We start from the raw sequence: 22,546 nt of genomic DNA on the forward strand, positions 1-22,546 counted from the left end.
GGGGAGACCCTTCTCACGCCTGTGCCGGGATGCCCGTCAGTCGGGCCAGTCGCCGGTGAGGCGGCGGACACCGGCCGCGCCGCCGCGGTCGATCGCGGCCTTCACCACGGCGAAGATCGCGCCCTGCAGCGCGGCGGCCGCGAGGACCTCGCCCCAGCCGTAGTCCCGGGACGTCGCCTGGGGCGCCTCGTCCTCGCCGGACAGCCGCTTCCAGATCTGCTTGAACACGATCCCGGCGGCGACACCGCCGGCCACGCTGAACGCGATGCTGAACGGCTTGTACAGGACCTTGTTCACTCGCGCCCCTTCCGGTAACCGACCAGGGCCATGAGGACCAGCAGCCCCGAGGCCACCACCCACGGCGCCGGGCGCTCCCGGACCGACCGCACCATCCGCTGCAGCGTGAGCTCCATCGACCGGCGCGGGTGGGTCCGCAGCTCGCGACCCGCATACGCGGCGTTGACCGCGACCTGCTCGACACCCTCACGCATCCGCAGCTTCGCGGCCGTCACCGACGTGGAGACGGCGTCCTGCGCGCGGGTCTTCACGTCCGCCTTGGCCGCGAGGGCCTCGACGGTCTCGCCGAGCCCCGCCCGGGTCCGGGCGATCTCCTGCCGGAGCGCCTCGGGGTCGGTCGGGGTGGCGTGCCCGTTCGTCGAATGCGTCGCCGTCATCGGTGCCCCCGGTCCTTGACGGAGTGGGTGATCGTGTCGATGTCGGCCTTGACGCTGGCGACCGCGTCCTGCGGCACCGGCGGCACGGCCTTGCGCACCTGCGTCTTGCCGAGCAGCGCGAGGACCCCCGCGACCGCCAGCAGGACCACACCGACCAGCAGCGCCGACAGCCACGCCGGGATGACCGCCGCGAGGGCGATGATGGCGGCCGCGAGGACGGCACCCACGCCGTACAGCGCGACGAGGCCGGCCCCGCCGAACATGCCGACGCCGACCCCGGCCCGCTTGCCCTTCTGGGCCAGCTCGACCTGGGCCAGCTTCAGCTCGTCCCGCACCAGGGTGGAGATCTGTTCGGCGGCCAGCTTGACCAGGTCCGCGGTTGAGCGGTGGTCGGTCGCCGAGACGGCGGTCGCCGGGATCGGCGGGGACTGCACGCGCGGCGCGGTGGCCGGCCGGTCGTTCACGGTGTACGTCATGGCTTCTCCTCTCGCCCGCATGTACCTGTTTCCCCGTGAACGCCCGGGTTAACCCACGTCACCGGCTCTGTCACCCGGCCGCCGGGACCACCTCCGGACCAGGCGCGGCGGCCTCTTCGGGGCGGGCGCGTTCCGGCAGGAGGAATGACAGGGCGGCGGCGAGGGCGAGCAGGCCGAGCTCCAGCCACAGCACCTGCCGCAGCCCGTCGTCGAAGCCCGGCCCGGCCCACGCGAAGAACGCGGTGCCGAGCGCGGCGACGCCGATCGCGCCGCCGACCTGCTGGGCCGCGGTCAGGGTGCCGGACGCCGAGCCGACCTCGTGCTCGTCGACCGAGGCCAGGACGATGTCGAAGTACGGCGCCATCGAGCAGCCCATGCCGAGGCCGATCACCAGCAGCGCCGGCAGCAGCGCCACGGACGAGACCGGGCCGTCGACCACCGCCAGGGTGGCCAGCAGGGTGACGACCCCGGCGGCGAGGACGGCGGTGCCGCCGACGAGGAGCCGCCGGCCGCCGAACCTGGCGCTGAGCATGTGCCCGGCGACCGCCCCGGCGGCGGTGCCGAACGCCCACGGCGACTGGGTGAGGCCCGCGCGCAGCGGCGAGAAGCCCAGCCCGAGCTGGAGGTACACACTCAGGATCAGGGTGAGGCCCATCAGCCCGGCGAAGAAGATCAGGCCGACGAGCAGGCCCGCCGTGAACCGCTGCTTGGCGAGCAGGCTCGGCTCGATCAGCGGGCTGCGCCCCGTGCGGTGCAGGCGCCGCTGGTACCCCTGGAACAGCAGGAAAACGGGGAGGGACAGGGCCATCACGGCCCACGACCACCAGGGCCAGCCCAGCTCGCGGCCCTGCACCAGGGGGAAGACGAGCAGCAGCAGCGAGCCGCTCAGCAGGACCGTGCCGGCGAGGTCGAGCCGCAGCCGGGGATCGGTGTCGCCGCCGCGCGGCAGGACCAGCCAGGCGCCGATCAGGGCCGCGGCCCCGACCGGCAGGTTGATCAGGAAGATCATCCGCCAGCCGGTGCCGAAGAGGTCGGCGTCGACGAGGACGCCGGCGAGGATCGGGCCGCACACCGCGGACAGGCCCATCACCGGGCCGAACGCGCCGAACGCGGCCCCGACCTGCTCCGGCGGGAAGGTGGCCTTGATCAGGCCCAGGCCCTGCGGGATGAGGACCGCCCCGGCGAGGCCCTGCAGGATCCGGCACACGACGAGGGTGGCCGGGCCGGGCGCGACGGCGCACAGCAGCGACATGAGGGTGAAGCCGGCGGCCCCGGCGAGGAACATGCGGCGGCGCCCGAAGATGTCGCCGAGCCGCCCGCCGCTGACCAGGCCGACGGCGAACGCCAGGGTGTAGCCGGCCGAGAGCCACTGCAGGAAGGCCGTGCCGGCGCCGTCCAGGTCGGCGCGGATGGACGGGCCGGCGATGGCGATGACCGTGGCGTCGAGGAGGTCCATGACCTCGGCGGCGAGGACCACGGCGAGCACGGCCCAGCGCCAGCGGTACGGCGTTTTCGAACGCTGTTCGTTTGTCACGAACACGGTTCTACGTACGAACGCTGTTCGTGTCAAGTAGGATTGGCGGGTGCCAGCCCGAGCCGTCTCCGAGTCCAGCGCGCTTCCCGAAGCGGGCCTGCCGGCGCCACCTTGGAAGGCCCGGCGGAAGGCGCCCGCGGCGCGGCAGCCGCTCAGCGCGGAGGCCGTGATCGAGACCGCGCTCCGGCTCGTCGACAAGGACGGCCTCGACGCGCTGAGCATGCGGCGGGTGGCCCAGGAGCTGGGGACCGGACCGGCCTCGCTGTATGCGTATTTCGCCAACAAGGAGGAGCTGCTGGAGCAGCTGCTCGACCGGGTGATCGGCGAGATCCCCCTGCCGGTCGCCCCCACGCGGGCGCGCCGGGGGGACTGGGCCGCGGTGGTGAAGCGGAGCTGCTGGGACAGCCGCGCGGTGTTCCTCGCGCACCGTGACCTGGTCAAGGTCGCCCGGGCGAACATACCTACCGGGCCCAACTCGCTGCGGTACACCGAGGCGATGCTCGCCGTCCTGCGCGGCGCCGGCATCCCCGACAAGATCGCCGCCTGGGGCATGGACCAGATGTCGCTGGTGATCGTCGCCGACGCCGTCGAGTCCGCGATCCACGTCAGCCACGGCCGGCAGACGGAGGCGGACGTGGAGCCCTATCTGGCGCAGGTCCGGGAGTATTACGGCTCGCTGCCCGTGGACCGCTTCCCGAACCTCGTCGCGATGGCCCCGGCGATGACGGAGGGCAGCGGCGACGAGCGCTTCGCCTTCGCGATCGACCTGATGGTCGACGGTCTGGCGCGGTATGCCCGGCCCGGCGCGCCGGCCGAGGCACCCGTTGTGCTTGAGTCAGGTGTGGACGGCGTGGACGGGGGCGGGGCATGACGGCGATCGTGGGGTTGGTGCACACCGGGACCGTGTACATCGGCGGGGACAGCGCGGGCGCGTCGGGATGGAGCCTGACCGTGCGCGCCGACAGCAAGGTGTTCCACAACAACGGCTACCTCTTCGGCTTCACCACGTCGTTCCGGATGGGGCAGCTCATCCGGTACGCGCTGAAACCCCCGAAGCCGGTCGGCGACATAGAGCGTTTCATGGCGACGCGCTTCATCGACTCGGTCCGCGAGGCGTTGAAGGCCGGCGGCTGGGCCCGCCGCGACAGCGAGCGCGAAGAGGGCGGCACGTTCCTCGTCGGCGTGAAGGGGCGGCTGTTCACCGTCCACGACGACTACCAGGTCGCCGAGGCGGCCGACGGGTATGCCGCGGTCGGCGTCGGCGACGAGATCGCGCTCGGGGCGCTGTTCGCGACCGCCGGGTCCAGGATGGCGCCGCAGCGGCGGGTCGAGGTGGCGCTGCGGGCGGCGGAGCGATTCAGCGCCGGAGTGCGCGGGCCGTTCGTCTGCCTGTCCCAGCCGCCGGGCACCCTGCCGTCCTGAGTCCTTTACGGTATGCGCCATGACGTTCTCGATCGTGGGCCGATCCGCTGACGGGCTGTCGCTCGGTGTCGCCGTGGCCAGCAAGTTCCTCGCCGTGGGGGCCGCCGTCCCCGCCGCGGAGGCCGAGGTCGGGGCCCTGGCCACGCAGTCGTTCGCGAACCTCGCCTACCGGGTGCAGGGCCTGGCGCTGCTGCGCACCGGAACGGCCGCCGCGGACACCGTCGCCGGGCTCACCGCCGCCGACCCGGGCCGGGCGACCCGGCAGCTCGGCGTCGTCGGGCGGGACGGCGCGGGCGCCACGTTCACCGGCGACGAGTGCTTCGCCTGGGCGGGCGGGGTCGCCGGGGACGGGTATGCGATCCAGGGCAACATCCTCACCGGGCCGGAGGTCGTGCGGGACATGGAGGCCGCCTGGCTCGCCGCGCCCGGCGAGCCCCTCGCCAGGCGGTTGCACGCCGCGCTCGCCGCGGGCGACCGGGCCGGTGGCGACAGCCGCGGCCGGCAGAGCGCCGCGCTGCTCGTCGTGCGCCGCGGCGCCGGGTACGGCGGCCTCAGCGACGTCGAGGTCGACCTGCGCGTCGACGACGACCCGGATCCGGTGACCCGGCTCGGCGGCCTGATCGACCTGTGGGAGCTGTACTTCGGCAAACCCGACCCGGCGACGCTCCTGCCGCTGACCGGCGAGCTCGCCGACGAGGTGGCCCGGCGCGTCACCGCGCTCGGCTTCACCGACCTGGCCGGCTGGGCGGGCGTGGAGAACCTGGAGGAGCGCCTCGTCGACGGCGCCGTCGACCCGCTCGTCCTGGCCCACCTGCGCGCGGCGGGTCGACCGGCTTCAGCTCAGGCCTGAGCGGACGGCGTACAGGGCGGCCTGGGTGCGGTCCTGCACGCCGAGCTTCGTCAGGATGGCGCTCACGTGCGTCTTCACCGTCTTCTCCGCCAGGCCGAGCGCGCGGGCGATCTCCCGGTTGGACCGGCCGCGGGCGACCTCGGCGAGGACCTCCCGCTCCCGGGCGGTCAGGTGGGCGGACTCCGGCGCCGGGCCGCTGTCGGTGAGCAGCCGCGCGACGTCGGGGTGCAGCAGCACGTGACCGGCGTGCACGGCGCGGATCGCGGCGGCCAGGGCCGGCGGGTCGATGTCCTTGTACACGTAACCGGCGGCGCCGGCCCGCACCGCGGGGAGGACCGCGGCCGGGTCGGTGAAGCTGGTGATGACCAGCACCCTGGGCCGTTGCGGGCCCTGCATGGACCGCAGGGCCTCGACGCCGTCGCCGCCGGGCATCCTGAGGTCGAGCAGGACCACGTCCGGGGCCGTCGCCTCCGCCGCCGCGACGCAGGACGCGGCGTCGTGGGCCTCGCCGACGACCACGATGTCGTCCTGCAGGTCGAGGAAGGTGCGCAGGCCCTGCCGCACCACCGGGTGGTCGTCGACGACGAGGACCCGGATCGGGGTGTCAGCAGCCACCGGGGACCTCCATGACGACGGTGGTGCCCGCGCCGGGCCTCGACGTCACGGTCAGCCTGCCGCCGACGCTGCGGGCGCGCTCACGCATCGAGGCGAGGCCGAGCCTGCGCTGGGCGCCGGGTGGCGTACCGGCGTCGAACCCCGTCCCGTCGTCGGTGACCCGGAGGGTGAAGCCGCGACCCGACCGGCGCAGGTCGATGCCGACGTTGCCGGGACTGCCGTGCCGCAGGGCGTTGTGCAGGGCTTCCTGGGCGACCCGGTACGCCGCCTCCTGCCGCTCCTCGGACAGCTTCGGCAGCTGGTCGCCGGTGAACCTGATCCGGGCGTCGTGCACCCGGTCGAGGAGCTCGGCCTGCCGCCGCAACGCCGTGGCCAGGCCGTCGCCGGCGAGGTCGGCCGGGCGCAGGCCGACCACGACCGACTTGAGCTCGGCGGTCACGTCGGCGGCCAGGCGGCGCACGGTGTCCAGCTCGGCGACGGCGCGCTGCGGGTCCCGGGTCACCAGGGCCGCGGCCGCCTCGGCGGTGAGCCGGAGGCTGAACAGCTTCTGGGTCACCGCGTCGTGCAGCTCCCGCGCGATCCGCTGGCGTTCCTCCACGATGGACAGTTCGCGGCCGCGCTCGTACAGGCGGGCGTTGACGATGGCGATCGCGGCGTGGGCGGCGAGCAGGCGCAGCAGCTCCTCGTCGCCCGCGTCGAACCCGCCGTGCCCCGCACCGGGGTGCCGCCTTCCGGCGTCGGGGTGGTGCTCGTCGGCGTCAGGGTGGCGTTCGCCGGCGTCGGGGCGGTGCTTGTCGGCGTCGGGGCGGCGTTTGTTGGCGAGGAAGATCTCGCCGAGGATCTCGTCGCCGTCGACGATCGGCATGCCCAGGAAGTCGACCATCTCCGGGTGCGCGGACGGCCAGCCCTCGAACCGCGGATGCGTCCGGATGTCGGCCGAGCGGACCGGGCTCGGGTCGCGCAGCATCGCCCCGAGCAGCCCGTGCTGGCGGGGCAGCGGGCCGATCGCCCGCCACTGCGCGTCGGACAGGCCGTCGGCGAGGAACTCCCGGAACGACCCGTTGCCGTCCGGGATCCCCAGCGCCGCGTATTCGGCGTCCAGGAGCCGCCGGGCGGACGCCACGATCGTCTGGAGCACCTCGCGGACCGACAGGTGCGCCGTCACGGCCAGCACCGCCGCGCTGACCTCGCGGAGCTCGTCGCGGTCACAGGAGGCCATGGATCCGACAGTACCGACGCCGCGGCCACGAACACGTCGGCTCTTGGACCTAGGACCAAAGACCCGCGCTGTCCCCGGTCCTCGGCCCGATGGCGGGCGGCCGGCCGCTGCCTAGCGTCGGTGCCATGCCAACTGCCATCATCACCGGCGCCTCCCGGGGACTCGGACAGGCGCTCACCACCGCCCTGGCGGCGGCCGGCTGGACCGTCGTCGTCGACGGCCGGACTCTTCCCGCCGGGCCTGCCGGCACCGCGGGGGTGATCCGGGTGCCCGGGGACGTCACCGACCCCGCGCACCGGGCCGCGCTCGTCGAGGCGGCGCTGCGCACCGGCCGGCTCGACCTGCTCGTCAACAACGCCGGCATCCTCGGGCCCAGCCCGCAACCGCCGCTCGCCGACTATCCACTCGCGACACTCCGCGACGTGTTCGAGGTCAACGTCGTCGCACCGCTCGCCCTCACCCAGCTCGCACTGCCGGCGCTGCGCGAGCACGACGGCGCCGTCGTCACCGTCACCTCCGACGCGGCCGTCGAGGCGTACGCGGGCTGGGGCGGCTACGGCGCCGCCAAGGCCGCCGCCGAGCAGGCCAGCAACGTGCTCGCCGTCGAGGAGCCGGCCGTCCGCGTCTGGTGGGTCGACCCGGGCGACCTGCGCACCCAGATGCACGCCGAGGCGTTCCCCGGCGAGGACATCAGCGACCGGCCGCTGCCGGAGACCGTGACCCCGGCCTTCGTCGGCCTCGTCACCGCGCGGCCCCCGTCGGGGCGGGTGCGGCTGTGACGGTCACCATGACCTCGCTCGACTTCGTGCTGCCACCCGAGCTGGAGGCGCACGAACCGCCGGAGGCGCGCGGCACCGCCCGCGACGGGGTGCGGCTGCTCGCCGGGCAGGGCTCGACGGTCGGCCACCACCGCTTCACCGACCTGCCCGACCTGCTGCGCGCCGGCGACCTGCTGGTCGTCAACACGTCCGGCACGCTGCCCGCCTCCATGGCTGTGGAGGGCACGCGGCTGCGGGTGCACTTCTCGACGAGGCTCGCCGACGGACGCTGGCTCGTCGAGGTCCGCGACGCCGGCCTCCGCCCGCACCCCGGCGCGCCCGGCCCGCTGCCACTGCCCGGCGGCGCGACGGTCACCCTGGAGGAACCCTATTCACGGGGCAGGCTGTGGTTCGCCTCCGTCAGCGCCGGGACGCCCGTGATCGAGCTGCTGCTGCGGTACGGGCAGCCGATCCGCTACCCGTACGTGCGGCGGCCGTGGCCGATCGAGGCGTACCAGACCGTGTTCGCCACCCATCCGGGCAGCGCGGAGATGCCGAGCGCGGCGCGGCCGTTCACCGACCGGGTCGTGACCCGGCTCGTGTCGGCGGGCGTGCAGCTCGCGCCGCTGGTCCTGCACACCGGGGTGGCCTCGCCCGAGGCGCACGAACGCCCGTACCCGGAGTGGTTCCGCGTACCGCCCGCGACGGCACGACTGGTCAACGACACCCGTACCGGCGGCGGCCGGGTCATCGCGGTCGGCACCACCGCGGTCCGCGCCCTGGAGACGGTCGCCGGCCCCGACGGCCGGGTCGTCGCCGGCGAGGGCTGGACCGACCTGATCGTCACCCCGGACCGCGGCGTCCGGGCCGTCGACGGGCTGCTCACCGGCCTGCACGAGCCGAAGGCGTCGCACCTGGACCTGCTCGCCGCGGTCGCCGACCGGGACCTCCTCACCCGCTGCTACGCCGAGGCGGTCCGGGACGGGTACCTCTGGCACGAGTTCGGCGACGTGAACCTGCTGCTGCCGTAGCCGCCACCCCGGGTGACGGGTGCGGGAAAGTGTCGGGGGGTGGGGTTAGGGTCGCGGGCATGACGATGCGATGGTCGGGCGCGTCGGCCGGTGACGTGGCGGCCGCTGTGGAGGAGTTCGCCCGCAGGGTCGGCGTGTTCGACCCGCCCGGCGGCGACCGTGCCGCCGTCGTCGAGCTGCGGGTCGGCGGCGGGGCACCGGTGCCGCTCTCCCCGGGCGCGGCGCGGGCGTTCGTGGAGGCGCTGCGGGCATATCAGGACCCGCGGGACCGGGGGACGTGCGACCAGTGCGGCGGCCCGAGACTCGACGACAACTTCGTCTGCGCCGACTGCGGGCAGCCGAGCGGGCTGTTCGGCCAGCTGCTGCGCGAGCGGGCGGCCCGGTTCGAGGGCCCGCCCGGCGAGCTCACCGGCTGAGCCACCCGTCACGTCCCGCCGCGGCCCGCGACGCCCGGCGCCGGATCCGTCCGGGCCCGGCATCCGTTGATGCCGGCTGCTGCGAAACGGCCCCAGGGTGGTGGGAAGCGCCCGGCGGACGACGGGCGGTCCTTGCGGCGATCGCGCACATGATGCAGCCGGGGTGTTCGTGGCGTTCTTCGTGGTGTCCCGGCCGTCGGTGCACCGCCGGTTCACCGAGTGGACCCGGCACGGGTTGTGGGAACAGGTCCGTCACGAACTGCTGCACCGGCTGCAGGTCGCCGGTCGCTCATCGAGTCGTGCCTGTCCTGGTTCACCGACAACCGCAGACTGGCCTCCGCGGAAGGGCTTCCCGAACCAAGCAAGCGCTTGGTAAGCTCATGCTTGTGCTCCGGCATCGTCAGTCCCGTCCTCGGCCGCCCGGACAGTTCAGCGCCTGGGAGACCGGCGCGGGCCCGGCGGCGCACGCCACCACGTCGAGCAGCTGCGGGCGGCCGTGGCCACGATAAACGTCGTCCTGCGCGGTCCCGGCGCGGAGCACTGTGCCGAACGGCTGACGGCGTTTCGGGGGCTCTTCGCGCAGGCGACGTGGTCAACCTTTGAGAGGCAACGGCATGACGGAGCCTGACCGCGCGATCGCCGAGCTGCAACGCCGGGTGAGGGACCTCGAGGACCGGCTGGCCCTCATGCAGATCCTCGCCACGTACGGTCCCGCCGTCGACAGCGGCTCGGCGGCCCCGACCGCGCGGCTGTGGACCGACGACGGCGTCTACGACACCTACCCGGCAGTGCTGCACGGGCGCACGGCCATCGCCGACATGATCACCGGCGACCTGCACCAGCGCCTGATCCACTCCGGCGCCGCCCACCTGCAGGGCCTGCCGCACCTGGAGGTGGACGGCGACCGAGCCGTCGCCACCGCCTATTCACAGCTGGTGCTCCGCGACGAGACAACCGGCACCTTCCGGATCTGGCGCACCGGCGCCAACCGCTGGGAGTTCGTCCGCACCGAGCAGGGCTGGCAGGTCACCCACCGGGTCAACCGCCAGCTCGACGGCGCCGCCGAGGCCCGCGACCTGCTCAAAGCGGCGGTCGACGAGCGCCACACCCAGGACGGGGATTGACGGGCGGTCACCTCGGGCACCGCCGGCGGTGCCTATCCCTGCGAAGGTGTGGCAGGCCCCCGGAATCCGCGCCGATACTCGGTGACATGGATGCGAGACGACGACTCGGCGACTTCCTCCAGACCCGGCGCTCCCAGCTGCGGCCAGAGGATGTCGGCCTGCCCACGTACGGCGACCGCCGCCGCGTGCCGGGCCTGCGCCGCGAGGAACTGGCCCTGCTGGCCGGCGTCAGCGCCTCCTACTACTCACGGCTGGAACAGGGACAGTCGTCCAACGCCTCACCCGAGGTGCTCAACGCCATCGCCCGGGCGCTGCATCTCAACGACGCCGAGCAACGGCATCTGCACGAACTGGCCGGCGGCACCCGCCGACAGCCCGCCGGGCGTAAGCCCGCACCCCAGCGCCTGACACCGGCGGTACGGCGGCTGCTGACCGCGCTGGGCGACGTTCCCGCCGTGGTGCTCGGCCGCAGCAGCGACGTGCTGTCCTGGAACGCGCTCGGCCACTCGCTGTTCGCCGGGCACCTCGAACCGGGGGCGCCGCAACGGCCGAACCAGCGGCCCAACATGGCCCGGATGGTCTTCCTCGACGCGCACACCCGCGAGCTGTACGCCGACTGGACGGCCAAGGCGCGGGCGGTGGTGGCGACGCTGCGGACCGCCTCCGGGCACTATCCGGACGACGCGAGGCTGCGCGACCTCATCGGCGAGCTGTCGGTGAAGAGCGCCGAGTTCACCACGATGTGGGCCGGCCAGCGGGTCAAGGCCGGGGACGACGCCGGGTACGAGATGCGCCACCCGCTCGTCGGCACGATGCACGTCACCCAGCATGCCCTGCGCACCGAGCTGGACCACACGATCGTCATCGCGACCACGGAACCCGGCTCGGCGTCGCATGCCGCGATGACGTTGCTCGCCCACAGCGTCGCCACCAGCCGCACCGACGCGTCCGAGCGTCGGCACGAAACGCTGACGGGCGAGTAACAAGCCTTTTCACCTGGCATTCCCGGGCGCTCCGCATGGAGGGCCGGACCTCGCACGCCCAGAACGTGCTGCCTCGGAACCCACTCGAGAACAGGAACAGCCATGCGCAAACGACCCCACCTCGGTCGTGGTCCGCGCACCACGGCGTACGTGTCCAGCGCCGCCTCCATCACCGCCACCGACCCCAACCTGGTGCTGGCCACGCTGCCGCGCCACTGACCGTTTCCGCGAAGGAGCACACCATGACCGACCTCAAGATCGGCGACGTCACCGTCACCCGCATCGAGGAGATGCACGGCCCGATCATGCCGACCGGCGTCTTCTTCCCCGACATGCCGGCCGAAGCCTGGCAGGCGAACACCGACCTGCTGGTCCCAGACCATCTCGGCGCGGACGACGACCTCGTGCACGTCGCCATGCAGACCTGGCTGCTGCGCAGCGAGGGCCGCACCATCCTCGTGGACACCGGCGTCGGCAACGACAAGCACCGCCCGGCGGTCGAGCCCTGGCACCGGCTGAACCTCGGCTACCTCGATCGGCTCGCGGAGGCAGGCGTCCGCCCCGAGGACGTCGACCTGGTCATCAACACGCACCTGCACGTCGACCATGTCGGCTGGAACACCCGCCTCGTCGACGGCGAGTGGGTGCCGACCTTCCCCAACGCCACCTATCTGATGCCCGCCGCCGACTTCCACCACTGGAACCCGGCCGACAATCCCGGCATCGCCGGAGGCGTCAACGAGTTCGTGTACGAGGACAGCGTCGCCCCGGTGCACGCCGCCGGCCAGGTGCACCTGTGGGAAGGCTCGTACACCGTCGACAAGCACCTGACCCTGGAGGCCGCCCCCGGCCACACCCCCGGCTCCAGCGTCGTCAAGCTACTGTCCGGCGGCGACCGGGCGCTGTTCGCCGGCGACCTCGTCCACACCCCGCTGCAGCTGACCCACCCGGAGTCCAACAGCTGCTTCTGCGAGGACCCCGCGCAGGCCCGCCGCACCCGCGCCGCCCTGCTCGGCTGGGCCGCGGACACCACGGCGCTGCTCCTGCCCGCCCACTTCAGCGGCCACAGCGCCCTGGAAGTGCAGCGTCGCGGTGACGCCTTCGCACTCACCCGATGGGCGCCGTTCCCCCGGTACTGACGCCCGCCCCGGCCCCGCTGCCCAGCGCGGCGGGGCCGCCCGTCCAAGGAGCCGCACCATGCTCGACGTCACCACCACCTCCGGGCCGGTCCGCGGCCGGAGCACTCCCACCGGCACCGTGTTTCTCGGTGTGCCCTACGCCGCCGGGCCTACCGCGGCGGGCCGCTTCGCCGCGCCGCAGCCGCACCCCGGCTGGGACCGGGTCCGCGACGCCACCCGCCCCGGGCCCACCGCGCCGCAGCCGGCCCGCGACATGTTCGGCGCCCTGGACATGTCGCCGTACTTCGGCCCCGGCTGGCGCCGCGGCGACGACTACCTCACCGTCGACATCTGGGCGCCGCAGCCGGCCGACCGGCCCGCGCCGATCCTGGTCTTCGTCCCCGGCGGCGGCTGCGTCGCCGGTTCCGGCAACGCCCCGCTGTACGACGGCAGCGCCTTCGCCCGCGACGGCGTCCTGCTGGTCACCGTCAACTACCGGCTCGGCATCCCTGGCTTCCTGCACCTGCACGACGCGCCCGACAACCGGGGCCTGCTCGACGTGCTCGCCGCCCTGCGCTGGGTCCAGGACAACGCGGCCCGATTCGGCGGCGACCCCGGCAACGTCACCCTCGCCGGTCAGTCCGCGGGGGCCACCATCGTCGGCGGCGTGCTCGCCGACCCGGCCGCCGCCGGGCTCCTGCACCGGGCGGCCATGCAGAGCGGCAACGGCCGCGGCGCCTTCACAGCGGGCCAGGCCCAGGTCGTCACGGACGCCGTAGGCCGCCGGCTGGACGTCGACCCGTCCGCGCGGACCCTGGCCGACCTGAGCGACGACCGTCTCGTCCAGGTGATCCCCCACCTCTCCGGGCTCGACCTCACCACGCCCGCGGCCCGCGACCCGCTCGGCGGCATCACCCCGTTCAGCCTCGTCCTGGACGAGCAGCCCGCCGCCGCGGTACCCGGCGACATCCCGCTGCTCATCGGCAACACCGCTGAAGAGGGCGCGCTGTACCTGGCCCCCCACGGCCTGCTCGACAACACGACAGACGCCGACGTGACAGCCACCGCCGCCCGCTTCCACGACGATCCCGTCGCGCTGATCACCGCGTACCGGCGAACCAGACCGCACGCCACCGCAGCGGACCTCCGCATCGCGATCCTCGGCGACGGCCTGTTCGGCGCGGGCACTCGCGCCATGGCCGCCGCCCACACCCCGGCCCCGGCCGCGACCTACGAGTACGAGTTCACGTGGCGCTCCGACAGCCTGGACGGCCGCCTCGGCGCGAGCCACGTCCTGGACCTGCCGTTCGTCTTCGACATGCTCGACCTACCGGGCCTGCGCGGACACCGCAAGCTGCTCGGCACCGCAGCCCCTCCGGCGAGCCTGGCCCGCCGCATCCACGCAACGTGGGTCCGCTTCGCCGCGACCGGAGAACCGGGCTGGCCACCCTCCGCACCGGGCCGGCGCCGGGTGCAGCAGCTCGGCCCGGACTGGCGGCTCACCGAGAATCCCCGCCCGGAGGAGTACGCCGCCTGGTCATGACCCGGTGCCGGTGCCGGGTGTTCCACCGGCTCGGTGTCGCTCGTCCGGGAGGAGTCTGAGGACGATCGACGGGTGCTGCTCGTGGAGCTGGTCCGGACTCGGACCGGACGCCGGTGCGGCGTTCGACGACCGCGAGCCGGTCGTCGCCGTCGGCGCGACCGTCTCACCGCCCCGGGGGCAGTCGACCGTCTGACCGTCCTGCGCCGGTGGTCACGGTGCCGTCGTGGCCTGCCGCAGCCGGGCGAACTCGGCGGCGAGCGCGGGGAGCGTGAAGTGGGCGTTGAGGCCGCTCGGGTTGGGCAGGATCCACAGCCGCGCGCCGCCGAACCGTTGCTCCTGCGGGCCGACCTTGACCCGCTGCGCGCCGAACGCCGTGCGGAACGCGGTCACGCCCAGCACAGCCAGCCAGGCGGGTGCGAAACGCAGCACCTTCGCCTTGAGTATCTCGCCGCCGGCGGTCAGCTCGTCACGGGTCAGCTCGTCGGCGCGGGCGGTGGCCCTGGCGGCCAGGTTGGTGATGCCCAGGCCGAGGCCGATGAGCTGGTCCTGCTCGGCCGGCAGGAACTGCCGCGGGGTGAAGCCGCTCAGGTGCAGCGCCGGCCAGAAGCGGTTGCCGGGGCGGGCGAAGTGGTGCCCGGTCGCCGCGGACCACAGGCCGGGGTTGATCCCGCAGAGCAGGACGTCCAGCCCCGGCGCGATGACGTCCGGCAGCACCTTGTCCGCCGCCGCGGCCAGGTCGGCACGGCTCGGGCGGGCGCCCCGGCTCACTGTCGACGCCATGCCGACAAGCATGCCAGCACCGGCGGCGGCCGGTCGACGTGCGTACCGACGCAGCGGCCGGCTTCCGGAAGTTCTACGCCGATCCGGTTGCTGGGTGATGTCCGACGACGTGGATCTGATGCGCCGGCTCGGTCAGCTCTGCCGGTCCACTACCGTGGGCGGCATGGGTGAGCGGCGGTTGATCTCCAGCGGGTCGACGTTCGAGCGGGAGATCGGGTATTCGCGGGCGGTCGTGGACGGTGACTGGGTGCACGTGTCGGGGACCACGGGCTTCGACTACGCGTCGATGACGATCTCCGGCGACGTGGTGGCGCAGGCGCGGCAGTGCTGGGTCAACATCGACGCCGCGCTGCGGGAGGCCGGCGCCGGGGTCACGGACGTGGTGCGGGTGCGGTATCTGCTGCCGGACGCCGCGGACTTCGAGCCGTGCTGGCCGGTGCTGCGCGAGTGGCTGGGCGAGGTCAGGCCGGCCGCGACGATGCAGGTGTGCGGGCTGTCCGACCCGCGGATGCGGATCGAGATCGAGGTCACGGCCCGCCGCGGCGGCAGCCGCGTCGCACCCGGCCTGGGCTGGCCCAGATAAAGCGGGCTGCCCCCGGGCCGGCCCAGATGGAGCGGGCCGCCCCCGACGACCGGCTAGGAGGCGTCCGACAGCCTGATGTCCAGGGCGGCGGCGAGGGCGCGGGACAGGGTGATCAGGTCGCCGGTGCTGACGGTGGCGCCGGCGAGGCTGGTCACCCCGCCGATGCCGGACAGGTCGCAGTCGGTCAGCCGGGCACCGGTCATCGTCGCGGCGGAGAACTGGGCGCCCGTCAGGTCGCACCGGGTGAACGTGGTGCCGGCCAGGTCGGCGCCGGTGAAGTCCGCGCCGGCCAGGTTGCAGTCCTCGAAGACCACCGCGCCGAACGTGGTCGCGCGGAACACCGAGAGGTCGATGCGGCAGTCGTGCAGCGTCACGTCGCGCAGGACCCCGTCGAGCCACTGCAGGCCCGTCAGCCGCGAGTCCCTGACCGCCACCCGGATCAGCGACGACTGGTCGCCGTGCAGGTTGGCGAAGTTCGAGCGCTCGACCAGGCAGTCGGTCAGCGACACCTTGACGAACGCCGTGCCGCTCAGGTCGGCGCGGTTGAAGCGGCACTGCCGGAACTCCGCGCCCTTGGCCGACCGGCCGGTCAGCTCCAGGTCGTAGAAGCCGAGCCCGGTGTAGGCGTCCTCGTCGCGGAGGTCGTCCTGCTCGACGGTCGCCAGCTCCAGCGCCTTCGGCGGCCGGGGCTTCGCGGGCACGGCGGGTCTGCTCGAGGAGGCCATGGCTGTGACGGTAGTGGCAGGAGTGACGACTTGCCGAGAGGGCCGCGCGGCCGGAAAGTCCAGGTAGCGGAAAATCACCGGGCAATCGCGGCGACGCGTGCCTATTCTTGCGAGCGTTATGTCTGACGTGCCCCAGCCCTCCAGCCAGACCGAGCCCCGCCGCAGCGAGGGCAGCGGGCCCACCGCCGATCCAGCAAAGGCCGGTCCACCGAAGGCCGGTCCACCAGAAGCCGGTCCCCCGAAGGCCGGTCCGCCGGAGGCTGGTCCCCCGAAGGCCGGTCCGCCGGAGGCTGGTCCCCCGAAGGCCGATCCGCCGAGGGCGGGAGCACCCGGCCGGAGGAGCGGAAAAGGGCCGAACCGGCGACCCCGCCGGGACCAGGACGTTCAGGAGCGCCCCGACGGGGGACCGGACCTGAGCGCGCTGCGCGAGCTGAGGGCCCGCCTGAGCGGACTCATGCCGCAGGACCAGCACCGGCTCCGCCGGCGGATCGAGGGTGCGAAGAAGTCCCCGCACGCCGCCGCCATCGCCGAGGCCATCCGCGCCGACGTCGAGCGCGCCGAGCAGCGGGTCGCCGTCCGCCGGGCGGGCACGCCGCGGATCACCTATCCGGAGCAGCTGCCGGTCAGCCAGCGCAAGGACGACATCCTCGCCGCGATCCGCGACCACCAGGTCGTCATCGTCGCCGGCGAGACCGGCTCGGGAAAGACGACCCAGCTGCCGAAGATCTGTCTCGAGCTCGGCCGCGGCGTCACCGGGCAGATCGGCCACACGCAGCCGCGGCGGATCGCGGCGCGGACCGTGGCCGAGCGGGTGGCCGAGGAGCTGGGCAGCGAGCTCGGCGCGACCGTCGGGTTCAAGGTCCGGTTCTCCGACCAGTCCGGCGACCAGACGATGGTCAAGGTGATGACCGACGGCATCCTGCTCGCCGAGATGCAGCAGGACCGCCTCCTGCGGCAGTACGACACGCTGATCATCGACGAGGCGCACGAGCGCAGCCTCAACATCGACTTCATCCTCGGGTACCTGCGGCAGCTGCTGCCCAAGCGCCCCGACCTGAAGGTGATCATCACCTCGGCGACCATCGACCCGGAGCGCTTCTCCCGGCACTTCGGCGACGCCCCGATCGTCGAGGTGTCCGGCCGCACCTATCCGGTCGAGGTCCGCTACCGGCCGATCGAGGCGCCCGACGAGGGCGAGGAGGAGCGCGACCAGACCGACGCGATCTGCGACGCCGTCGAAGAGCTGCAGGCCGAAGGCCCCGGCGACATCCTGGTCTTCCTCAGCGGCGAGCGGGAGATCCGCGACACCGCCGACGCGCTCACCAAGCTCGACCTGCGCAACACGGAGATCCTGCCGCTGTACGCCCGGCTGTCCTTCGCCGAGCAGCACCGGGTGTTCCAGTCGCACCAGGGCCGCAGGGTCGTGCTCGCCACGAACGTCGCGGAGACGTCGCTGACGGTCCCCGGCATCAAGTACGTCGTCGACCCGGGCACCGCCCGCATCTCCCGGTACAGCCACCGGTTGAAGGTGCAGCGCCTGCCGATCGAACCCGTCTCGCAGGCGTCGGCGAACCAGCGCAAGGGCCGCTGCGGCCGCACGTCCGACGGTGTCTGCATCCGGCTGTACAGCGAAGAGGACTTCGACGGCAGGCCCGAGTTCACCGACCCGGAGATCCTGCGCACGAACCTCGCGTCCGTCATCCTCCAGATGATCTCGCTCGGCCTGGGCGACCTGGCCGCGTTCCCGTTCATCGACCCGCCGGACCGCCGCAACGTCAGCGCCGGCGTGCAGCTGCTGGAGGAGCTCGGCGCGCTGGAGAGCGGCCAGCGGCTCACGACGCTGGGCCGGCGGCTGTCGCAGCTGCCCGTCGACCCGCGGCTGGCCCGCATGGTCCTGGAGGCCGAGCGCAACGGCTGCGTCCGCGAGGTCATGGTCATCACCGCCGCACTGTCCATCCAGGACCCGCGCGAGCGGCCCGTGGAGAAGCAGGCGCAGGCGCAGCAGCTGCACGCCAGGTTCGCCGACAAGGACTCCGACTTCCTCGGCTACGTCAACCTGTGGAACTACCTGCAGGAGAAGCAGAAGGAGCTGTCCAGCAACCAGTTCCGCAAGCTGTGCAAGGCCGAGTTCCTCAACTACCTGCGGGTCCGCGAGTGGCAGGACATCTTCAGCCAGCTGCGTTCGGTCCTGCGCAGCATGGACGTGACACCGAACGAGGAGCCGGCCGCCCCGCTCAACATCCACGTGTCGCTGCTGTCCGGACTGCTGTCGCACATCGGGCTCAAGGACACCGACAAGAGCGAGTACCTCGGCGCGCGGGGCGCCAAGTTCGCGGTGTTCCCCGGCTCGGCGCTGTTCCGCAAGACGCCCCGCTGGGTGATGGCCGCGGAGCTGGTGGAGACGACCCGGCTGTGGGCGCGGGTCGCCGCCCGCATCGAGCCCGAGTGGATCGAGCCGCTCGCGCAGCACCTGGTGAAACGCAACTACAGCGAGCCGCACTGGGAGAAGAAGGCCGCGGCCGTCATGGCGATGGAGAAGGTCACCCTGTACGGGGTGCCGATCGTCAGCTCCCGGAAGGTCAACTACGGCCGGATCGACCCGGCGCTGTCCAGGGAGCTGTTCATCCGGCACGCGCTGGTCGAGGGCGACTGGGAGACGCACCACGCGTTCTTCGCCGAGAACCGGCGGCTGCTGGAGGAGGTCGAGGAGCTCGAGCACCGGGTCCGCCGCCGCGACATCCTCGTCGACGACGAGACCCTCTTCGAGTTCTACGACAAGCGGATCGCCGAGGACGTCGTCTCCGGGCGGCACTTCGACAGCTGGTGGAAGGCCACCCGCCGGGACCAGCCGGACCTGCTCACGTTCGACCCGGCGATGCTCGTCAACGACACCGCCGGCGGGATCGCGAAGGACCAGTACCCCGACGCATGGGAGCAGGACGGTCAGCGGTTCGCGCTGACGTACCAGTTCGAGCCCGGCGCCGACGCCGACGGGGTCACCGTCCACATCGGACTGCCGCTGCTCGGCCGGGTCCGCGACGCCGACTTCAGCTGGCAGGTACCGGGCCTGCGCGAGGACCTCGTCACGGCGCTCATCAAGTCGCTGCCGAAGACGCTGCGGCGCAACTTCGTCCCGGCGCCGGACACCGCCCGCGACGCCCTGGCCGGGATGCCGATCCGCGACGGGCACCTCCTGGAGGCCCTGGAGCGGGAGCTGCGCCGGCTGACCGGGGTGACGGTCCCGCGCGACGCGTGGGACCTGACCAAGGTGCCGGAGCACCTGAAGATGTCGTTCCGGGTCGTCGACGACGGCGGCGCCGTCCTCGCCGAGAGCAAGAGCCTGCCGCAGCTGCGGGACCGGCTCGCGCCGAAGGTCCAGGCGACGGTGGCGGAGGCGGCGACCGACGTCACCCGGACCGGCAGCACCAGCTGGGACTTCGGCACGCTGCCGCAGAGCCTGTCGCGGACCGTCGCCGGGCACACCCTCACCGTCTACCCGGCGCTGGTCGACGAGGGCGCGTCGGTGGCGGTCAAGGCCTTCGACCTGCCCGCCCGGCAGCGGCACGAGATGTGGGCCGGGACCCGCCGCCTGCTGCAGCTGACGCTGCCGCCGGCGGCGAAGTTCGTCGGGGGCCGGCTGTCCAACGAGGCGAAGCTCGCCCTGAGCCGCAACCCGCACCGCAACGCCGTCGACCTGCTCGACGACTGCGCCGCGTGCGCCGTCGACCAGCTCATGACCGACGCCGGCGGGCCCGTGTGGGACGGCGAGGCGTTCGCGAAGCTCCGCGACAAGGTCCGCGCCGACATGGTCGACCTGACCCTCGAGGTCGTCGGCAACGTGCGCCGGATCCTCGCCGCGTCCTACGACGTCGAGCAGCGCCTCGCCCGCACGAAGAACCCGCTGCTCCTCCCCGCGCTCACCGACATGCGCGGGCAGCTGGGGCGGCTGGTGTACCGCGGCTTCGTCACCGACACCGGCTGGCAGCGCCTCCCGGACCTCGAACGGTACCTGCGCGGCATCGAGAAGCGGCTGGAGAAGGTCCCGACGGACACCGCCCGCGACCGGGACCGCATGGCCACCGTGCAGGAGGTCCAGCGGGAGTACGACCAGCTGGTCGCCAGCATGACGATGAGCCCGCAGCTGCGGGAGATCCGCTGGATGATCGAGGAGCTGCGGGTGGGGCTGTTCGCGCAGGCGCTCGGCACCGCGTACCCGGTCTCCGACGTACGCATCTACCGGGCGATGGACGCGCTGCCGGACTGATCGGCGGTGCGCGACCCGACCGCGGGCGCCAGCACGGCCACGGCGGCGGCGAGGGCCGCGAGGGTCAGCAGCGCCCGCTGCATCCCGACCACGTCGGCGAGCGCGCCGATGAGCGGCGGGCCGACCAGGATCGACCCGTAGCCGATGGTGGTCACCAGCGCGATCGACTCGGCGGGCCGGTCGGTCTCCCCGGCGGCGCTCACCGCGGCGGGGAACACCAGGCACACCCCGGCCGCCCACAGCGTCGCACCGGCGTACGTCAGCGGCAGCCACGGCGACAGGACCGTGACGAGCACGCCGGCGACGCCGAGGACACCACCTGCCCGGACCGCGCCGGCTCTGCCGAGTCTCGCCGTGGCAGGTGTACCGGCGAAGCGCACGACCGTCATCGCGGTGGCGAAGACCGTGAAGCCGAGCGCCGCCGACGCCTCCGACAACCCGCGGCCGGTGTGCAGGTACAGCGCCAGCCAGTCCGCGGCGGCGCCCTCGATGACGGTCGCGCACAACGTCAGCGCGCCGATGAGCAGCAGCACCCGGGTCACGGTGAAACGCCGCCGCTCCCCGGCGTCCCCGGCCGCCGCCGGCTCGGCCCGCTCGTCGACGTACCGGGTCAGCCCGGCGAACGCGGCGCCGGCCGCGCACCACGCGGCGATCGCGAAATGGGTGCCGGTCCCGACGTCGTTGCGGGCGGCGAGGGAGCCGGCCGCCGCGCCGAGGATCGAGCCCAGGCTCCAGCAGGCGTGGTACCGCGGCATCCACTCCCGCCCGGCGCGCTGGTCGACGGCGCTGCCCTGGACGTTCATCGCCACGTCCCACGAGCCGTAGACCATGCCGAGCGCGAACAGCGCGACCGTCAGCTGGACCAGGTTCGTGGCCAGCCCGACGCAGCTCAGGACCGCCGCGGCGAGCACCGAGGTGCCCGCGACCCACGCGCGGCTGCCGACGCGCCGGCAGGCGTGCCCGGTCAGCGGCATCGACAGCAGCGACCCGATGCCGAGCGCGAGCAGGGCCCGGCCGAGCTCACCGGCGGTGATGTCGAGGCGGTCGACGACCGCCGGGATCCGCGACACCCACGTGCCGAGCAGCGCGCCGCTGGCCGTGAAGACGAGGGCCGTGCCGAGTGCGGCCTGCCGCATCGAGGTGGACCGATCGCTGCGCATCGCTCAATCGTGCCCGCCGGGTCCTGATCCGGCCATCCGGCGCGGTCAGCTCACAGGTTGTCGGGCCTGCGCATGATGACGGTCTGGTCGTTGGCACCCGGTCCGTGACCCGGTGCCCCCGGCGGTGCGGCCGGCGGCGGGAAGGCGGGCGGCGGGGGAGCGGCGGCCGGCACGCCGTAGACGCTCGGCGCGCCGGGGGCGCCGTGGGCGCCCGGGAAGCCCTGGCCATGGGCGGGGGGCGGCGACCCGTACACCCCGGGGGTGATCACCGACGTGGGGTTGTCGTTGCCGGGCATGGGCGGCAGGTGGAACACGCCCGTGTCCGGCTCGAGGCGGTCCTTGCGGCGGAAGTAGAACAGGCTGCCGACGAGCCCGAGCGCCGCGACGATGGCGACCACCCCGACCCAGAACCCGAAGCCGAGGCCGCCGGAGCTGCTGGCGGGCTTGCTGGTGGGGTCCTCGCGCGGGATCGCGCCGTTGCCGGCCTCCGGCGGGGCGATGACCTCGTCGGAGGTGCCGGTCGGGTCGGCGGCCGCGCTGCTCGGCGCGCGGGTCGTCTTCGACGCGCTCGGCGTGGCGCTCGCACCCGCGACCCGGATCTTGAAGCGGTCGGCGTTGTTGCTGTCCCTCGGGTCGGTGATCTTCTGGCCGGCGGTGAGCCGGGCGACGACGGCGCCGTCGCCGTCGCCGGCGGTCTTCAGCACGACCTGGACCGAGCCGTTGACGGACGCGCCGGCCTTGAGCGGCAGCTGGCAGCTGGCGGCGCGGCGGTTGCCGCCGACGGTGCAGCCGCCGGCCGACTCGATCTCGGAGTTGGCCGGGACCTGGATCGTGACGGTCACCCCGGCGTCGATCTTGCCGCGGTTGGTGATCTGGAAGCCGATGGCGGCCTTCCCGCCGGCCTTGCCCTGGATGGTGTTGTTGCCGACCTTCGCCTCGATGTCGGTCTCGGCGGTGGCGGCGTGCGCGGGCCCGGCGACCAGGAGCGAGCCGAGTCCGCCCGCGGCGACGGCGGCGACGACCCCGAGCGACGCGACCGCGCGTGCGATCCGGCGCGCTGCCTGCTCGGAACCCGCCGAGCACACCGCAGCGCGACCTGCCCGGCGTGTCGTGTCCCGTGTCGTCGTGCTCATGTCACCCCCAACCGGCCCTCGGCGGACACTAGCAGGATCCGTCAAACCGGCGTGCCGGGTGCCGGTGGCCCCGGGCCCGCCACCCGGACGGAGCGGGCCGGACCGCCCGCGACCGGACCGGCCGGAACAGGCCGAACA

At 73.5% G+C, this 22,546-nt stretch carries 22 protein-coding genes; 12 read left to right on the forward strand and 10 right to left on the reverse strand.

Features of this window, described 5'->3' with window-relative positions:
* Positions 1-36: 36 nt before the first annotated feature.
* From ACZ6TV_RS06450 to ACZ6TV_RS06465, 4 genes are all read right to left on the reverse strand, one after another.
* A complete protein-coding gene (locus ACZ6TV_RS06450) occupies positions 37-297 on the reverse strand; it encodes a DUF4235 domain-containing protein (protein WP_344503084.1) in 261 nt (86 codons plus the stop codon).
* Complete coding sequence (locus ACZ6TV_RS06455; protein WP_465296021.1) at positions 294-674, reverse strand: DUF3618 domain-containing protein; 381 nt, start codon at positions 672-674, stop codon at positions 294-296. The genes ACZ6TV_RS06450 and ACZ6TV_RS06455 overlap by 4 nt, the downstream gene beginning before the upstream one ends.
* A complete protein-coding gene (locus ACZ6TV_RS06460) occupies positions 671-1,150 on the reverse strand; it encodes a phage holin family protein (protein WP_465296023.1) in 480 nt (159 codons plus the stop codon). Before ACZ6TV_RS06460 ends, ACZ6TV_RS06455 begins: the two co-directional genes overlap by 4 nt.
* Positions 1,151-1,220: 70 nt before the next feature.
* Positions 1,221-2,684 carry an MFS transporter gene (locus ACZ6TV_RS06465; RefSeq protein WP_465296025.1) on the reverse strand — a complete coding sequence of 488 codons (1,464 nt, stop codon included), beginning with the start codon at positions 2,682-2,684 and terminating at the stop codon, positions 1,221-1,223.
* Positions 2,685-2,733: 49 nt separating this feature from the next.
* On the opposite strand from ACZ6TV_RS06465, the gene ACZ6TV_RS06470 reads away from it, so the two are divergent.
* Genes ACZ6TV_RS06470 through ACZ6TV_RS06480 form a run of 3 tightly spaced genes read left to right on the forward strand, consistent with a single transcriptional unit; the run spans position 2,734 to position 4,956 of the window.
* Positions 2,734-3,555: a TetR/AcrR family transcriptional regulator gene (locus ACZ6TV_RS06470; RefSeq protein ID WP_465296027.1), complete on the forward strand. Its 822-nt coding sequence runs from the start codon at positions 2,734-2,736 to the stop codon at positions 3,553-3,555.
* Complete coding sequence (locus ACZ6TV_RS06475; protein ID WP_465296029.1) at positions 3,552-4,106, forward strand: hypothetical protein; 555 nt, start codon at positions 3,552-3,554, stop codon at positions 4,104-4,106. Before ACZ6TV_RS06470 ends, ACZ6TV_RS06475 begins: the two co-directional genes overlap by 4 nt.
* Positions 4,107-4,125: 19 nt before the next feature.
* Positions 4,126-4,956, forward strand: a complete 831-nt coding sequence (locus tag ACZ6TV_RS06480) for a DUF1028 domain-containing protein (protein ID WP_465296031.1) — start codon at positions 4,126-4,128, stop codon at positions 4,954-4,956.
* Here ACZ6TV_RS06480 and ACZ6TV_RS06485 read toward each other — a convergent pair.
* Positions 4,942-5,571 (reverse strand): response regulator, encoded by a 630-nt coding sequence (locus ACZ6TV_RS06485; protein ID WP_465296033.1) that lies wholly within the window; start codon positions 5,569-5,571, stop codon positions 4,942-4,944. The genes ACZ6TV_RS06480 and ACZ6TV_RS06485 overlap by 15 nt on opposite strands.
* A complete protein-coding gene (locus ACZ6TV_RS06490) occupies positions 5,561-6,790 on the reverse strand; it encodes a GAF domain-containing sensor histidine kinase (protein WP_465296035.1) in 1,230 nt (409 codons plus the stop codon). Before ACZ6TV_RS06490 ends, ACZ6TV_RS06485 begins: the two co-directional genes overlap by 11 nt.
* A 125-nt stretch (positions 6,791-6,915) precedes the next feature.
* Here ACZ6TV_RS06490 and ACZ6TV_RS06495 point away from each other — a divergent pair, with 125 nt between their 5' ends.
* The 7 genes from ACZ6TV_RS06495 to ACZ6TV_RS06525 all read left to right on the forward strand — a co-directional run bounded on the left by ACZ6TV_RS06495 (position 6,916) and on the right by ACZ6TV_RS06525 (position 13,763).
* Entirely contained in the window at positions 6,916-7,569 is a 654-nt protein-coding gene (locus ACZ6TV_RS06495) for an SDR family oxidoreductase (RefSeq protein WP_465296037.1), read from the forward strand.
* Positions 7,566-8,579, forward strand: coding sequence for an S-adenosylmethionine:tRNA ribosyltransferase-isomerase (locus tag ACZ6TV_RS06500; RefSeq protein ID WP_465296039.1), 1,014 nt, complete (start codon positions 7,566-7,568; stop codon positions 8,577-8,579). Before ACZ6TV_RS06495 ends, ACZ6TV_RS06500 begins: the two co-directional genes overlap by 4 nt.
* Positions 8,580-8,638: 59 nt before the next feature.
* Positions 8,639-8,995 (forward strand): hypothetical protein, encoded by a 357-nt coding sequence (locus ACZ6TV_RS06505; RefSeq protein ID WP_465296041.1) that lies wholly within the window; start codon positions 8,639-8,641, stop codon positions 8,993-8,995.
* A gap of 614 nt (positions 8,996-9,609) precedes the next feature.
* Positions 9,610-10,119, forward strand: coding sequence for a nuclear transport factor 2 family protein (locus ACZ6TV_RS06510; protein WP_465296043.1), 510 nt, complete (start codon positions 9,610-9,612; stop codon positions 10,117-10,119).
* An 86-nt stretch (positions 10,120-10,205) separates the two neighbouring features.
* A complete protein-coding gene (locus ACZ6TV_RS06515; RefSeq protein ID WP_465296045.1) occupies positions 10,206-11,102 on the forward strand; it encodes a helix-turn-helix domain-containing protein in 897 nt (298 codons plus the stop codon).
* A 242-nt stretch (positions 11,103-11,344) separates the two neighbouring features.
* On the forward strand, positions 11,345-12,241 hold the full coding sequence (locus ACZ6TV_RS06520; protein ID WP_465296047.1) for an MBL fold metallo-hydrolase: 897 nt from the start codon (positions 11,345-11,347) through the stop codon (positions 12,239-12,241).
* Positions 12,242-12,299: 58 nt separating this feature from the next.
* Entirely contained in the window at positions 12,300-13,763 is a 1,464-nt protein-coding gene (locus ACZ6TV_RS06525) for a carboxylesterase/lipase family protein (protein WP_465296049.1), read from the forward strand.
* 210 nt (positions 13,764-13,973) lie between these two features.
* Here ACZ6TV_RS06525 and mug read toward each other — a convergent pair whose 3' ends face one another.
* A complete protein-coding gene (gene mug / locus ACZ6TV_RS06530) occupies positions 13,974-14,543 on the reverse strand; it encodes a G/U mismatch-specific DNA glycosylase (RefSeq protein WP_465296051.1) in 570 nt (189 codons plus the stop codon).
* A 163-nt stretch (positions 14,544-14,706) separates the two neighbouring features.
* Here mug and ACZ6TV_RS06535 point away from each other — a divergent pair, with 163 nt between their 5' ends.
* Positions 14,707-15,126, forward strand: a complete 420-nt coding sequence (locus tag ACZ6TV_RS06535; protein WP_465296053.1) for a RidA family protein — start codon at positions 14,707-14,709, stop codon at positions 15,124-15,126.
* A gap of 53 nt (positions 15,127-15,179) precedes the next feature.
* Here ACZ6TV_RS06535 and ACZ6TV_RS06540 read toward each other — a convergent pair whose 3' ends face one another.
* Entirely contained in the window at positions 15,180-15,851 is a 672-nt protein-coding gene (locus ACZ6TV_RS06540) for a pentapeptide repeat-containing protein (RefSeq protein ID WP_465296055.1), read from the reverse strand.
* Between the two features lie 412 nt (positions 15,852-16,263).
* Here ACZ6TV_RS06540 and hrpA point away from each other — a divergent pair, with 412 nt between their 5' ends.
* Entirely contained in the window at positions 16,264-20,115 is a 3,852-nt protein-coding gene (gene hrpA, locus ACZ6TV_RS06545; protein WP_465296136.1) for an ATP-dependent RNA helicase HrpA, read from the forward strand.
* Here hrpA and ACZ6TV_RS06550 read toward each other — a convergent pair.
* Positions 20,085-21,275 (reverse strand): MFS transporter, encoded by a 1,191-nt coding sequence (locus ACZ6TV_RS06550; protein ID WP_465296056.1) that lies wholly within the window; start codon positions 21,273-21,275, stop codon positions 20,085-20,087. The genes hrpA and ACZ6TV_RS06550 overlap by 31 nt on opposite strands.
* A 50-nt stretch (positions 21,276-21,325) precedes the next feature.
* A complete protein-coding gene (locus ACZ6TV_RS06555; RefSeq protein WP_465296058.1) occupies positions 21,326-22,408 on the reverse strand; it encodes a hypothetical protein in 1,083 nt (360 codons plus the stop codon).
* Positions 22,409-22,546: the final 138 nt, after the last annotated feature.

The organism is Dactylosporangium sp. NPDC051087 (genome assembly GCF_055586325.1).